This is a genomic window from Rhizobium sp. 01T437 (genome assembly GCF_056398505.1).
The window spans coordinates 292,686-307,489 of record NZ_JBFTPM010000003.1; the positions used below are offsets into that span (position 1 = coordinate 292,686).

A 14,804-nucleotide genomic window follows, 5' to 3' on the forward strand; every position below is an offset into this window, starting at 1 on the left:
TCCGCGGAGCAATCGTTAGAACTCGCCAGCAAGGCCAAGCTCCTTCACGGACCGTTGCGCCCGGTGCAGCAGGGCAACCGCGCCCTGTTCTTCCGCTATGGCAATCGCGGTCTTCAGATCCGAGAGGATAGCCGGCGTCTCCACCTTGGCGCTTGATAGCAGCAGTGCGCGGCGGCGGTGGAGTTCGGCGAGCCAGTAACCATGGCCCGTCGCCCGCGCTTCACGAATGGCGTCGGTGGCGACTTCAATGGCTGCCTCATACTTGCGTGCATGACCGAGCATGGTCGCATGCATGTAGAGATAGATCGGCAGATCGGCGACGGTTCCTAGCTCCTTCAGAAGCGCCAGGCCCGCGCGAAACATCTCATGACCGTGAGACAGGTTTTCGACATGCGCTGTCGCCCATCCACGAAAGAGCATTGCGAGTGCCGACAGGGATTGCAGTTCATGCTTTTTCGCAAAATCACCCATCCTGCCGGAAATCTCGATCAGACGAGCATGATCGTTGCGATAGAACGCCGATACTGCCTCGGTGTCCAGCGAGTGCGCCTTGCTCGGCATATGGGCGATGCTGTCCACAAAGGCGACCATGTCGGCAACCGCTTTGCTGGAAGCCTCGGTCTGACCCGTCAGCCAGAGGGATAGCGCCAGCTGCCCGAGACCACAGACTTTCGCATCATGGCCGCCGAAGGCATTGCGGCTCGCCTTAGCCGCCTCATCGTTGTAAAGCGCAAGCCCCGCCCGTATCGCATTTTGGGCGTCCTCCTGCCTTCCGACATTAAACTCGATCGCCCAGATCGAATGATTGACCTGTAGTTGGATCTCGCGATCGACAATTCCTGACAGCATCATCTGAACTTCACGAGCGCGACTGCGCATCTCCATGAAGTTCTGCCCGGTCAGCCACCAGCCCCAATAGACTGGAAACCACTTGGGCTGATCCTCCTTCGTTTGGCGGCGTGCGACCTCGACACCTTTTTCGTAAAGGATTCGTGCCGGTGCCGAGTTGGGACCGACCGTTGCCGTCAGGAGCGGTCCGAGCTCAGTCAAAACCGAGAGATACAAGCCATCGGCAGCGCCTCCGGGCATGCCCTCACACAGTGCCAAGGCGCGTTCAAAATGGTGGCGTGCCTCCACCATTGCCGAACGGCTAGCGTGTTCCTTTCCGGCCGCTATAAACAACGAAATCGCATGCTCCCGAAGGCCCGCCGACTCTGCATGCCGGGCAAGTGCGCCCGCATCCAGCCAATTGGCGATCGGACGATTGCTGTTTGCAGCGGTGAACAGGCGCCGGTGGAGAAGCTGGCGTTGCGTTTTAAGCAGGCCGTTATAGATCGTCTCCTGGATCAGAGCATGGCGAAAGCCATACGCGACACCACCATGAGCACGCATGCGGGTCAAAAATCCGGTCTCGCAGAGCGTTTCGGCGGCATGCAAAAGAGATTTCCTGCTCGCGTCCGGCAGCAATGCGCGAAGCAGCGAAATGGTGAAACGGTCACCTACCACCGCCCCGGCGCGTGCCACGTCTCTGGCCGAACCCAGGTGTTCGAGCCGCAAGTCCAAAATTCCTTCGAAAGCAGAAACATGATTGCGGGATGGATTTGGCGGCACGTGCATAACGTCTTCGGACGCCATTTCGGCGGCCCACTGACATATCTCCTCGATGAAAAGCGGCACACCGCCGGATATGCGCTCGGTTACTTCGAGCAGTTGCGGCAGTGCGTCCTGGCGATCCCCTGGCCAGCGCGCGGCGATCGCCAGTCGTGTTTCATCGTGATCGAGCGGACCGAGCGAAATATGTTCCGCCCCGTCCCCGTCGAACATGCCGGCATGGGAACCTGGCCGGCAGGTGACGATCAGCAGTAAGGGAAGCGTGGGCACAAGCCGGACCGCTTCGCGCAGTAAATGCTCTGAAGTAGGATCGATCCAGTGAATGTCTTCGACCGCAATGACCAGCGGCGCTTGTTCGCAGATGACGCTCAGTGCTTTTGACAGGGCCTGTCGTGCGCGTTGCTGTATCGCTTTGGGAGAACTGTCGGAGAGAGTTTCATTGCGCCCATCCGCACCGAGCAGATGGGAAAAAATGTCGATGACTTCGGGATCATGGATGCCTTGACGCGCAAACTGGGCGGCGACCATATCTACCGTCAGCCGCCCGCCACCGGCAGCGTCGGACGAGCGCTGGGGAAAACTGTTGAGCAGCGGGTGAAGCGTCGAGCGTACTCCTCCCGGCAGGCATTGGAAGAGCAGCGACCTTGCGGGCTCTGTGTGGATCATTTGCCGGACTTGCCGAAGCATCCGCGATTTGCCAATACCGGCCTCGCCGGTGATGACAAGGACCCTGCCCTGGCCGCCAACGGCTGATTTCCACGCTTTCCTGATCCGCTCAAGCTCCCCGACGCGGCCAATGAACGTGCTGTCCAGCCTTCCGAAGGCGTGGAACCGATCGACCTCCCGTTTGTGGCCGATTGCTCTCCAGACATTTTCTGGCTCCGAGAAGCCTTTCAATAAGCGGGCGCCTTCCGATACGAAGGCGTGCGAACGGCCGGCGAGGTTTCTGGTCTCGTCCGAAACCAACACGGTATTTGGCTGGGCAGCGGCCTCGAGCCGCGTCGCAAGAGCGAGTGCTGCACTCGTGACAGGCTCATGTATCCAGTTCTGCAGCTGCGCCTCCCGGATCAGGGCAACCGAAGTCGCGACACCCACGCGCACTTGTATATCGTCACGAACAAGATCACGGGCGAGGCGCTGGCACGCTTCGACGATTCCAAGCCCGGCGCGGATCGCCGCCGATGCGGCATCCCTCGGTCCAAGCTCGATCGGGAAAAGCGCCACTCCACCATCCCCGGCTTCGACCCGGATGACGCCGGAATGCGCATTGATGGATTGGCGCGCCGCCTGCAGGAAGGCAGCCATCAGGTCCTGATAGTCTTCGATATCCATCAGATTGAAGAGATTCGTAGAGCCGACCAGATCATAGCAAAGCGCGGTCACGACCCGCCGTTCGCCGTGATTTTCAGAAGAGCGGCTATCGCCTGTCGAGATGCTTGCGGACCGCCCTTGCTTATCGATTGGCGCGTCGCGAGTCATACGCGGCTCCTGCCCTCAGATATCGATAATCACATCTGTTCAAAGCGAACGATAACACACGTTATCCGCATTGTCGGCGGACAAATGTACGATCTCCAGCGGCTGTTTAGATCGGATCGGACGGTTTAAAAAGGAAAGCGGTGGCCGAGAGGCCACCGCTAATGAAGTCGGGTCAATTTAACGCGCTGAAGAGCGAGTTTAAGCGACGTTTGCCTGCCGCTTCGGCAATTTCCAGCCGGGGCGGGCAAAATGGCATGTGTAGCCATTTGGAATGCGCTCGAGATAATCCTGATGTTCCGGTTCGGCTTCCCAGAAATCGCTGACGGGAACGACTTCCGTCACGACCTTGCCTGGCCAGAGGCCGGAAGCATCCACATCGGCGATCGTATCTTCGGCCGTCTGCCGCTGGTTTACATCCACATAGAAGATTGCCGACCGATAGCTTGCGCCAATGTCATTGCCCTGGCGATTGCGTGTCGACGGATCATGGATCTGGAAGAAGAATTCCAGAATATCGCGATAGCTCGTCTTTTGCGGATCGAAAATGATCTCTATCGCTTCGGCATGGTTGCCGTGGTTACGGTAGGTTGCATTGGGAACTTCACCGCCCGTGTAACCGACACGCGTTGAAACAACGCCGGGCAGCCGTCGAATAAGGTCCTGCATTCCCCAGAAGCAGCCGCCAGCAAGTACTGCACGTTCTGTTGTCATGAACATGTCCTTTCCAAATGTACGCGAGATGGGCGGGAATCGTCAGGTGCGCTCCGCTGACGCCTATATGGGTATTCGGCTCAATGATCGCCAGTCCACTGCGGCGGCGTCAGGATCTTCCCTGAAACACATTCCGACTTCCAGCAACTCGTCCAGCTCAAAGTGTGATCACTGCCGAACGAGATTGACCAGCAAGACAAGTCAAAGCACTCTGAATCAATCGTTGCGCCGTCCTGTCATCCGGGCGGCGTTTTCTGGTCCGCTATTTCTGGCTCCGCCTCTCAAAATCAGCCACGGACGTCGCGCAGGGGGCGTTTAGACATGGCACCAGAAAGAAGGATGACCCTGGAGCTTGATAGGGAAACTGTTCAGCGGATCGTCCAAAACCTCGATCCCGACTTTATCGCCGGCGGCTTTTCCCGTCTGCACGGCGGCAGTACGGAAGTCTATAGGATCGATCCTGCCGACGCGAACCACGAACCGCTGGTGCTGAAAATCTATCCTGAGGAACCTGAATGGGGGCCGGCGAAGGAGAGGCTTGTGGCGGGCTGGTTCGCGGAGCTGACAGCGCTCGCTCCAAAGTGGCTGGAGATCGACGAGTCGCGAAGCCTCTTGCCGCTGCGCTACGCCTTGCTGCCGCTGATGCCCGGCCGCTCGCTGCGCGACTGGATGGCTGAGCCGGATATTGAAAATGCTTACCGCCAGATGGGAGAGTTGCTGAGACGCATCCATACGATGCCGATGCCTGCCTATGGCTACATACTCGGCCGAGGGATTCACAGACCGATATCGATGAATGCGGACTATATGACGTCAGCGTTCGAAGACGTGTTCCGGCGCTTCCGCGATTTGGGCGGCGATGCCAATCTCGGGCGCCGTCTGCAACAGCTGGCAGAAGGAAACTTCGGCCTTCTGCAGGAAAGCGGCGGCGCAGTGCTCTGCCACGACGATTTTCACCAAGGCAATGTGCTGGCCCTGCGTGACGACATGGGCCGGCTTCAGCTCAGCGGGCTTGTCGATTTCGGCAATGCACGGGCAGCAGACATGTTCTTTGATCTTGCCAAGGCCCTCTTCTGTTCGGCACATGAAGACCCGCGCAGCTATAGACCCATTCTAGAAGGCTATGGTCCGGTCGATCATCCCGATATCGACAGGGCGCTTTGGCTCTACACGCTTTTCCATCGGGTCAGCATGTGGTGCTGGCTGACGAGGCTGGGCCTGGATCCGGCGACCGAGAATGGCCCCGGCGGATTGATCCGGGACCTCCGCACGATGGTCACGGGGCCTGACCCTTGGTATGATGGGGCATGACGGCTCGCGCGGCTACCAAACAGGATGCTGGCTGGATTGCGAAACTCCTCGTGCAACGATGGGGTAGCACGACGATTATCGCTCACGGCGAAGCCTTCGACTTGCTGACGCTTCCGGCGCTGGTGGCCGACCCCGAGCGTGGGCTGGCGACGTATCGGCTAGAGGGCGACGATGCAGAATTGATGTCGCTGGACGCGGTCTCTCCCGGCCAGGGGGTCGGTACCCTATTGATCGAAGCCTTGGCGGATGTTTTGCGCGAGCAGGGTATTGGGTTCCTTTGGGTCATGACGACCAACGACAACCTCGCCGCATTGCGCTTCTACCAACAGCGAGGCTTCGAGCTGCGGCGGGTTCGCCCTGGTGCAGTTCATGAGGCGCGATTACTGAAGCCCACCATTCCCGATATCGGCGATCACGGGATTCCGATCCGGGATGAAATCGATTTGTGCCGCCCGCTTCTCTGAACGGGACAGACCAAGCGCTCCCAAAGTCTCGGGCTCATCTGCGTTCAGCGCTCTGCTATCGATCGGGTAATACTGACGGCCTCGATGCCGATTTGACGTAACAGGCCCGTGGAGGCCGTGTTGAATCCGCAGAAATACAGGCCGTCGTTCCCGGGCTGGAGTTCTCCTCTTTTCGGCCTTTCCGCGCCCTCAAACCTCTCGGCGAAATCAGGTAAAATTGCCTCCAGCGAGGGCCGATAGCCCGTTGCCAGGATGATCGCATCGAAATTCGCCAATCGGCCATCGGCGAAATGCACCTGCTGACGATCCGAGCTTTCAATGCCTGGATATATCCTGATCTTGCCAGTTCTGATCTCAGCCATGGTTCCGATATCGATCAGGGGCGTGCGGCTTTTCTCCGCCATGTTGGTCAGAGGACCCTTGGCGGACTTTTGCAGTCCCAATTTTCCCATGTCGCGATAGCGCAAGCGCAGGAATGGTGCATTGACCGCGTCAGCGAAGCCGTATGGAAAATGCTGTTGTGCGATGGCGATTGTCGCGGTTGGAATTCCGAACATTTCCAGCGGAACGATGTTTACCGGCCCACGCACCGACATGCCGACCTCAAGACCCACCTCCGCGCATTCGAGCGCGATCTCGCCGGCCGAATTGCCAAAACCAACGACGAGCACCCTGCCCGCGCCGAGTGCTCCCGCATTGCTGAACTCGGAGGAATGCAGGAGCTTTCCGGTGAAGTTTTCCTGGCCTTTCCAGGCCGGCCTTATGGGAGCTTTGGAAAGCCCGGTCGCGATCACGACGGTTTCGGCCTCGAAGGCGTCTCCATCATTCGTCTCGATGATCCAGTCTTGGCCTCGCCTGATGCTGATGACGGATTTGCCAAACCGTATCCTGATATCGTTGGCGCGTGCATAGGCTTCGAGATAGTCGATCACCTGCAGCCGCGACGGATATCTTGGAAACTCCCTCGGCATGGGCATTCCGGGCAGCCCTGAATGCGCCTTGGCGGTGTGCAGATGCAGCCGGTCATAGTGCCTTCGCCACGAGGCAGCCAGATTGTCCGCACGTTCGAGGATTATAGAGGAGCGGCCATTGGCCCCGAGCGCTGCCGCACAGGCGAGCCCAGCGGGGCCTGCGCCGACAATTACTGTGCCCGCAACGGTCATGAGCCCCTCCCTGCCCATTTAACGTGGCAGGGAGGGTACATCATAATCATAATGCCAGACAGCAGCTTAGACGATCACGCAGACAGCGTTTTCCTCGCGCGGATATTCGCGCTCCATCTTATTTTGCAAACAGGCTTTTGAGCTGCGACGGCTGGCAACGGAGATATTGATTGGCCGCTTTCACCTGCCCGCCGAGCTCGGCGGCTGCGTGCCACGGCCATCGCGGATCGTAGAGGACGGCGCGAGCAAGCGCGATGAGGTCTGCATCGCCTGTCGCCACGATTGCCTCGGCCTGCGTCGGCTCGGTGATCAGGCCGACGGCGATGACCGGCATTTTTACGGCGCTTTTGATAGCCCTGGCGAGCGGCACCTGGTAGCTCGGGCTGATCGGGATCGCCTGAGAGGGGTGCAGGCCTCCGCTCGATACATGGATGGCATCGCAGCCTCTCGCTTCGAGCATCCTGGCAAATGCGACGCTCTCGGAAATCTCCAGACCGCCTTCGACCCAGTCGGTGGCGGAAACGCGCATCGTCACCGGCCGATCGGAGGGAAAAGCATCCCTCACCGCGTCGAGAACCTCCAGCGGGAACCGGGCACGGTTTTCCAGCGAGCCACCATATTCATCGGTTCGCTCGTTCGATAGAGGCGACAGGAACTGGTGCAGCAGATAGCCATGGGCGCCATGGATCTGGACGGCATCAATGCCGATTTTCGCCGCCCGCCGCGCGGCAGCGGCAAAGGCATCGCGGACACGCTTCATGCCATCGCGGTCGAGTGCGGTCGGCGGCACGTAGTTCGGGTTGAAAGCGATAGCGGAAGGCGCTTCGGTCTGCCATCCGTTCGGATCGGTCGGCGAAAACTGACCGCCGCCTCTCCAGGGAACCTCGGTCGAGGCCTTGCGGCCGGCATGCGCCAATTGCACGGCAATCGGCATATCCGACCATTTCCTGATGCTTTCGAGCGTACGAGCCATCGCGGCCTCGGAAGCGTCATCATAAAGGCCGACATCGGCAAAGGTAATGCGTCCTTCGGGAACGACAGCGGTCGCTTCGATAGTCAGCAGTGCCGCGCCGGAAAGCGCAAGCTGTCCGAGATGGATCAGATGCCAGTCCGTCATGCAGCCGTCGACGGCCGAATACTGGCACATGGGCGCGATCACGATGCGGTTGGCGAGTTCGAGATTGTGCACGGAGAAGGGGGAAAACAGGACGGGTTGGGGCATGGCGTTCCTCGAAGTGGTATTCGGTTCTCTGGTCTATAGCACTCAGTCGGATCTTTGCGACGGTTAGCAGAGCCTCCCAATGTCAGGAACTGTTCTTTGGTGTGGGTCCGTTTTGTGGAGAGGCTTCGCGAGGTGGCTTCGTTCGATTGTTGCGTCACGGGGAAGAAAGCCTTCAGCAGAACGTCAGTTCAGGCTGGCTGCGGCCGGGTGTATGGTCCACCGACAATATTCCGTCTGCGAACGGCCCGCCTGCCAAGCGTCAAGCGATATCTTCCGGCAGGTTCGAAACGGCGACCGAAGAGACGATGGCTATTGCAGCCTATGGAGAATGACTTGAGCAAGAACCTCATTACTCCCCTCGTGCGCGTACAAATCGAACTTGCACTTGCAAACTCGAGAAGCGATTTCGATGCTCTTCGATCCCTGGAGCTCGAGGCGAAGCAAATGGCGCTGAGTGGAGCTGAAATCGACGCTGCAAAGCGCGGAGGCAGTTTCGACCTGTTTGTCGAAATCGCCGTCAAATTCGCGCTGGCGATAGAAGCCCGTGACGGAGCGGCAGGCGCCCTCGCAAGTCGGCAATTGAGGGCTTTCGGCGCTCCCGACATCGCTTCGGAACTGCGAGCCTTCGTCAAGAAGCTGAAGCCGTCGACGGCGAGATCAAAAGCCGGGCGTTCAGCGGCTTGCCGCTATGGGGCCGATAGATTGCGATCGGAATAAAAGCGTTTAAATCTTTGCCAGGGACTTAAGCTTTTGAAGACAGTGTGAACCGCATGGATCGATGGCAGGCAATGAGGGTCTTCGTGAAGGTCGCGGAGGCTGAGAGCTTTGCAGACGCAGGACGGCAACTCCACATGAGCCCTCCCGCAGTCACTCGCATGGTGTCTGCCCTGGAAGATATCATCGGTACGCGCCTGCTGACGCGCACGACGCGGTCCGTCAAGCTGACGGAAGCAGGTGCCCAGTATTTTGCGGACTGCCAGAGGCTGCTCGCCGATCTCTCGGAGGCGGAAGCTGCCGCAGCCGGCGCCTACGGCAGACCGACGGGCACCCTCACCGTCACTACCTCTGCCATGTTCGGCACAATGTTCGTCCTGCCGCTAATGACCGAATATCTGGATCTCTACCCTGATGTGATCGGTCGCGGCCTGTTCGTCGACCGTGTTGTCGGCATGGTCGAAGAAGGTATCGATGTTGCGATCCGCATCGGTCATCTGCCCGACTCCGGCCTCACCGCGACGCGCGTCGGCCAGGTGAGACGCGTCATCTGCGGATCCCCTGTCTATTTTCAAAAGCATGGCGTTCCGATGACGCCCGGCGATCTGTCGAACCATCGCATTGTCGCCTCTACCAGTGCGTGGACATCGCTCGAATGGCGTTTCGGTATACACAAGAAGTCAACCGTCCACGTCAGTCCCCGTCTCTTCTGCAGCACCAACGAAGCTGCCATCTCGGCGGCGGCTTCCGGCTGGGGCCTGACGCGCGTTCTGTCCTACCAGATTGCGCCGCAGCTTGAGGCCGGCGAATTACGCACGATCCTGGCTGAGTATGAGGAGGAGGCTTTACCGATCCATGTCGTCCATCCGGAAGGCCGGTATGCTTCGGCAAAAGTGCGAAGCTTCATCGATTTTTCGGTGGAAAAGCTGAGGTCCAACAGGCACTTCAATTGATAACTAAAGGCCCGCGTATTCATCTCTGAATGCGCGGGCTCTCATGTAGGCGATTGTTACTTTGCGATCTTGCGATCGAGGAAATCGCGGATGAGGGGCGCCATCTCATCCAGCTTGTCTTCAAGGGCGAAATGACCTGTGTCGAGGAGGTGCATTTCAGCGTCTGGAAGATCACGCAGGTAAGGATGTGCGCCGACCTCCGGGAAGATCTTGTCATTCTTGCCCCAGACGATCAACGTCGGCGGCCTGCGTTCGCGGAAGAAGGCCTGGAACTGCGGGTAGAGCGGGACGTTCGTGCCGTAATCGTGGAAGAGGTCGAGTTGGATATCCTTGTTACCCGGCCGGTCGAGCAAGGCCTGATCGTGAACCCAGTTGTCGGGACTGATGCGGGTGAGGTCCTTGACGCCGTCCGTGTACTGGAACTTGGTGGTCTCGAGGACTACCAGATTGGAGAGCGCCTCGCGCTTCTCCTTCGAATCGTCGGCCCAGTAGGCCTTGATCGGATCCCAGAACTCGCGCAGGCCTTCTTCATAGGCATTGCCGTTCTGTACGATCAACCCGCTCACCCGTTCCGGGTGCTTGAGAGCCAGACGGTAGCCGACCGGCGCGCCGTAATCCATGACATACATGGCATACTGCTTGGCGCCGAGCTGGGTCATCAGCGTATCGACCATGTCTGCATAATGGCCGAAGGTATAGGCGAACTTGGTGTGATCGGGTGCATCACTCTGACCGAAGCCCGGATAGTCGGGTGCGATGACGTGATAGCGATCTGCCAGCAACGGAATGAGGTTGCGGAACATGTGCGAGGATGTTGGGAAGCCGTGCAGAAGCAGGACGACCGGGCCGTCGGCCGGGCCGGCTTCACGATAGAACATGTCGACGCTATCGATCTTGGCCGAACGATAGTGCACTGTCACCGGCACCTGCTGGGTGATCGCAACCTGCTTGGCAGGAGCGGCGCCGGCTTGGGAAAGGGGAGCGATGCTGACGGTTGCCAGCATCAGGGAAAGGATCAGTCTGTTCATCTCAGTTCTCCGTTTTGACAAATTCACCAACAGCCCTTGCTGGCCTGGCACCAACATAGCCATTCACCGGAATCCGTTAATCGGCAGAACGTGGAAGGTATTATTCCACTTACAGGAAGAATTCGCAGTCCGTTACGGGCGGGAATCGTGATCCAGCCAGCGGTGACGGCGCAGAACCACCTGTGCATATGCAAACCAGCTAACTGTTTCTTCACGCCAGGCAGATAGTTCAAGCAGATGATGATCTGGTCTGAGGGCATGATGACCTTGGGTGACACGGAAGCAATGTTGCAAATGGCGCAGCTGATGGAAGCTGCGGGCGTCATGGTTGCGGTCTACGACCAGGATGACCGGTTGCGTTTTACCAATCGCGCATTTCGCGATGCCTGGTTTATCGCAGAGGACGAACAACCACTCTGGTCCGAGCTGATGCGGCGCAACTTTAACGCCCGCCGTGGAACGATTATTGCAGCGGCCGACTTTGAGAGCTGGCTGATGTCGACGCTTGCCCGTCGAGGCAAAAGCGGATTTCGCGCCTTTGAGACCGATCTTCATGACGGCCGGTGGTTATGGATGACCGAGACCATGCAGGCCAATGGCTGGATGCTTTGTGTCGCAAGCGACGTTACATCGATCCGCTCCGATCAGAGGACGCTGCGGCAAGATCGCGACAGCGCGATCAAAGCCTCCCAGACCGACGAGCTGACCGGTATCCCGAGCAGACGTTTCGTCATGTCGAAGCTCGAGGAGCTGGTGCGCAGCTATGGTAACCAGCAGGAGAAGGTCGGTTGCCTCGCGGTTCTCGACATCGACAATTTCAAATATATCAATGACCGTTTCGGCCATACTGCAGGCGATGCCGTTCTCAAGGATTTCGCGGCCACGCTGCAGAAAATGGTGCGCAAAACGGAGATTCTCGGTCGCGTTGGCGGCGAAGAGTTTGTTCTGGTTCTTCCGAACACGGTTCCCGAAGAAGCGGCAGAGATCGTCAATCGCATGCTGGTTGCCGTGAGGCAGTCTCGCCCGCTGGCTGACCAGCTCAGTTTCCGCTACAGTTTTTCTGCAGGCATTGCCTGTGTCATGAGCGGAGACTATGCCAATGATATCTATCGCAGGGCCGATCTGGCGCTCTACGCGGCCAAGATGAGAGGTCGCGACCAGATCAGCATCGATCCCCATGCGCACCCGCTTGGGCGACAGACATCATAGCAAGTCGGGCCATAAGCCAGGGAGTTTGAATGGTCGAAAAGATTGCGCCCACCTCGCCCACGGCAGCCTCCTCGGCCACGCACGTAAACCACAGCACCTCCATCGGCTCCGAACCTGACAATGCCTGGGTCGCCGAGCGACAGGCAAAGATCACCGCTGGCAATGGGAAAAAAGACGATCACCATACCGCTGGTAGCGATGAAGATCGTATCGATGCGGATGATGATCGGGCAGCGGACCGGCATCTGGACCATCATTCCACCCATCCCCACGCAGAGGCTTCCGATCCGGACGAAGAACGCCTGTCAGGCGAAAGCGAGCGCATCGGCAGCGGCAACCTGGATGAGGATGTCCCGTTCGGCGACCATGTCGGATATCTGTAAGTGATTGCGATCACACACTGACAAGTCCAACACGCCTGGCTTCGATCAGAAGCCGGCTCATCATTGACACCAGTTCATCTCTGCTCATCGGCCCTAGATCTGGTCAACGACAGCTGAGAAAACCTTTTCTCACTTGACAATTTTACAGGGAAAAGCTTTTCTCATCGCAGGTTCGATGGAGGAGCTGCTGGACACGACAGGAGGGAAAAAAGGCCGGATCACCATTCATGATGTCGCGGCTACTGCTGGAATCAGCATCTCGACGGCATCGAAGGCGCTGAACGACACGGGGCGGATGGGACTGGAAACGCGCGAGCGGGTCAAGCGCATTGCGGCGGAGATCGGGTACAGGCCGAACGCTTTGGCGAGAGGCCTGCTCAGCAAGCGTAGTTTCACGATCGGGCTTCTCACCAACGATACCTATGGCCGTTTTACCCTGCCGGTCATGGCAGGCATATCGGATGCTCTCGTTGACCACGGCGTTTCGGTCTTTCTGTGCGCGATTGAGGAGGACCCGGCGCTGGCACAGATTCATGTCGAGGCCATGCTCGACAAACAGGTCGACGGCATCATCGCAACAGGAAAGCGTCTGGTTAGACGGTTACCGGTCGATCTGTCGAATTTGAATGTGCCTGTAGTCTACGCATTTACGGAAGGAGCGCCCGGAAGTGTCACCTTCCGCTCCGATGATGCGCAGGGCGCGCGGCTTGCCGTCGAGTGGCTGGCAAAGCTCGGGCGCAAGCGGATGGTGCATGTCACCGGACCGGAGAATTTCTTCTCGGTGCGCGAGCGTGCCGATGCCTATCGCAGGGTCGCAGGAGAAGAGCGGCCGGTCCTGTTCGGGGTCTGGTCGGAAAGCTGGGGCCACGAAGCCGTCGCAAGATTGTGGAGCGGCAGCGGCGAAAGGCCCGACGGCATCTTCTGCGGCAATGATCAGATTGCGCGTGGTGTCATCGATGCGCTGCGCGAACGCGGCATCAGGGTGCCGCAGGATGTTTCGGTGGTGGGATTCGACAATTGGGAGATTGTCGCCGCCCAGACGCGACCGCCGCTGACGACGGTGGATATGGAATTGAAGGAACTGGGGCGGCAGGCCGGATTGACGGTTCTGGCGCTTGCGGAGGGACGCTCGGTGGAGCCCGGCATCAGGAAACTGCCGTGCCGTCTCGTCGTGCGACAATCATGCGGGGGTGACACCCTCGGAATATAGCAACGGCGCGAAGGAGACGCGCCAACTTGGGAGGAGAGCCATGATGAAGCGTCTATTGGTGGCAACCAGTATTGCCACCCTCTGCCTAGTCTCGACAGCCTCGGCTGCCGAAAAGATCGAAATGTGGGTCCGCACGGGTATCGGCGATTCCTTCAAGAAGGTCGTCGAGGCCTATAATGCGAGCCACGAAAACCAGGTGGTCACGACCGAAGTGCCCTTCGGCGAACTGGTGCAGAAATACGCAACCGCAATCGCCGGCGGTCAGGCGCCCGACGCCCTGTCGATGGATCTGATCTATAACCCGGCCTTCGCCGCTGCGGGTCAGCTCGAGGACCTGACGGACTGGGCAAAGAGCCTGCCCTATTTCAATTCACTGTCGCCGTCGCATGTCAAACTCGGCACCTATCAGGACAAAATCTACGGCCTGCCGCTATCGGTCGAAACCTCTGTCTTCGCCTGGAACAAGGACCTCTACAAGAAGGCCGGCCTCGACCCCGAAAAGGCGCCCAAGACCTGGGAGGAAATCGAAGCCAACGCCGAGAAGATCCGCAAGCTCGGCGACGATACCTATGGCTTCTACTTCTCGGGCGGTGGCTGTGGCGGCTGCATGATCTTCACTTTCACACCGCTCGTCTGGGGCGCTGGTGCCGATATCCTCTCTGAGGACAGCAAGACTGCAACGCTCGATACGCCGCAGATGCGCAAGGCCGTCGGCTTCTATCGCGACATGGTCAAGAAGGATCTTGTTCCGGCAAGTGCTGCGAGCGATAACGGCACGAACTTCCTGACCTTCACAAACGGCAAGATCGGCCAGCAGAGCCTCGGCGCCTTCGCCATCGGCACGCTGGTCACCCAGTACCCGGATATCAACTTCGGCGTGACGCTGATCCCCAGCGTCGACGGCAAGACATCGTCCTTTGCCGGCGGCGACAATTTCGTCATCACCAAGGGAACGAAGAAGATCGATGCGGTCAAGGAATTCCTCGAATATATCTATTCGATGGACGGCCAGAAAGTCCTGGCCAAATACGGCAGCCTGCCGACACGCGGGGACATTGCCGATCAGGTTCTTGCCGGGCTCGACCCCCGCATGCAGGTGGGTCTGAAGGCGATCTCCGTTGCCAAGACACCCTATACGCTGCAGTTCAACGATCTGATCAACAGCGCCAATGGGCCCTGGGCGACCTTCACCAATGCCGCGATCTTCGGTGACGACGTCGATGGCGCGTTCTCGAATGCCCAATCCGAGATGCAGTCCATCATCGACAGCGGCCAATAACTCTCCCGGCCGTGGCCGGGGGACGGTGGCAGTTCCCCGGCCGATCCACAGATCGAAGAAATCGCAA

General features: G+C 58.9%; 13 protein-coding genes. 8 read left to right on the forward strand and 5 right to left on the reverse strand.

Features of this window, described 5'->3' with window-relative positions:
• Positions 1–15: 15 nt before the first annotated feature.
• Complete coding sequence (locus AC1DM5_RS07670; RefSeq protein WP_477818649.1) at positions 16–3,090, reverse strand: ATP-binding protein; 3,075 nt, start codon at positions 3,088–3,090, stop codon at positions 16–18.
• A gap of 198 nt (positions 3,091–3,288) precedes the next feature.
• Complete coding sequence (gene msrA, locus AC1DM5_RS07675) at positions 3,289–3,801, reverse strand: peptide-methionine (S)-S-oxide reductase MsrA (RefSeq protein WP_477818650.1); 513 nt, start codon at positions 3,799–3,801, stop codon at positions 3,289–3,291.
• A 321-nt stretch (positions 3,802–4,122) separates the two neighbouring features.
• On the opposite strand from msrA, the gene AC1DM5_RS07680 reads away from it, so the two are divergent.
• Both AC1DM5_RS07680 and AC1DM5_RS07685 read left to right on the forward strand, forming a co-directional pair.
• Complete coding sequence (locus AC1DM5_RS07680) at positions 4,123–5,112, forward strand: phosphotransferase family protein (RefSeq protein ID WP_477818651.1); 990 nt, start codon at positions 4,123–4,125, stop codon at positions 5,110–5,112.
• Positions 5,109–5,576 carry a GNAT family N-acetyltransferase gene (locus tag AC1DM5_RS07685; protein ID WP_477818652.1) on the forward strand — a complete coding sequence of 156 codons (468 nt, stop codon included), beginning with the start codon at positions 5,109–5,111 and terminating at the stop codon, positions 5,574–5,576. The genes AC1DM5_RS07680 and AC1DM5_RS07685 overlap by 4 nt, the downstream gene beginning before the upstream one ends.
• 44 nt (positions 5,577–5,620) lie before the next feature.
• On the opposite strand, the gene AC1DM5_RS07690 is transcribed toward AC1DM5_RS07685, so the two are convergent.
• Positions 5,621–6,757 carry a flavin-containing monooxygenase gene (locus tag AC1DM5_RS07690; protein WP_477818653.1) on the reverse strand — a complete coding sequence of 379 codons (1,137 nt, stop codon included), beginning with the start codon at positions 6,755–6,757 and terminating at the stop codon, positions 5,621–5,623.
• A gap of 100 nt (positions 6,758–6,857) precedes the next feature.
• A complete protein-coding gene (locus tag AC1DM5_RS07695; protein WP_477818654.1) occupies positions 6,858–7,961 on the reverse strand; it encodes an NADH:flavin oxidoreductase/NADH oxidase in 1,104 nt (367 codons plus the stop codon).
• Positions 7,962–8,294: 333 nt separating this feature from the next.
• On the opposite strand from AC1DM5_RS07695, the gene AC1DM5_RS07700 reads away from it, so the two are divergent.
• Positions 8,295–8,678 carry a hypothetical protein gene (locus AC1DM5_RS07700; RefSeq protein WP_477818655.1) on the forward strand — a complete coding sequence of 128 codons (384 nt, stop codon included), beginning with the start codon at positions 8,295–8,297 and terminating at the stop codon, positions 8,676–8,678.
• 53 nt (positions 8,679–8,731) lie between these two features.
• A complete protein-coding gene (locus AC1DM5_RS07705) occupies positions 8,732–9,628 on the forward strand; it encodes a LysR family transcriptional regulator (RefSeq protein WP_477818891.1) in 897 nt (298 codons plus the stop codon).
• Positions 9,629–9,684: 56 nt separating this feature from the next.
• Here AC1DM5_RS07705 and AC1DM5_RS07710 read toward each other — a convergent pair whose 3' ends face one another.
• Positions 9,685–10,656 (reverse strand): alpha/beta fold hydrolase, encoded by a 972-nt coding sequence (locus AC1DM5_RS07710; protein WP_477818656.1) that lies wholly within the window; start codon positions 10,654–10,656, stop codon positions 9,685–9,687.
• A 261-nt stretch (positions 10,657–10,917) separates the two neighbouring features.
• Between AC1DM5_RS07710 and AC1DM5_RS07715 the strand changes: the two genes are divergently transcribed.
• From AC1DM5_RS07715 to AC1DM5_RS07730, 4 genes are all read left to right on the forward strand, one after another.
• Positions 10,918–11,865, forward strand: coding sequence for a GGDEF domain-containing protein (locus tag AC1DM5_RS07715; protein WP_477818657.1), 948 nt, complete (start codon positions 10,918–10,920; stop codon positions 11,863–11,865).
• Positions 11,866–11,894: 29 nt separating this feature from the next.
• Positions 11,895–12,248 (forward strand): hypothetical protein, encoded by a 354-nt coding sequence (locus AC1DM5_RS07720; RefSeq protein ID WP_477818658.1) that lies wholly within the window; start codon positions 11,895–11,897, stop codon positions 12,246–12,248.
• 175 nt (positions 12,249–12,423) lie between these two features.
• Complete coding sequence (locus tag AC1DM5_RS07725) at positions 12,424–13,458, forward strand: LacI family DNA-binding transcriptional regulator (protein ID WP_477974815.1); 1,035 nt, start codon at positions 12,424–12,426, stop codon at positions 13,456–13,458.
• A gap of 40 nt (positions 13,459–13,498) precedes the next feature.
• A complete protein-coding gene (locus AC1DM5_RS07730) occupies positions 13,499–14,737 on the forward strand; it encodes an ABC transporter substrate-binding protein (protein WP_477818660.1) in 1,239 nt (412 codons plus the stop codon).
• The last annotated feature ends 67 nt before the right edge of the window (positions 14,738–14,804 follow it).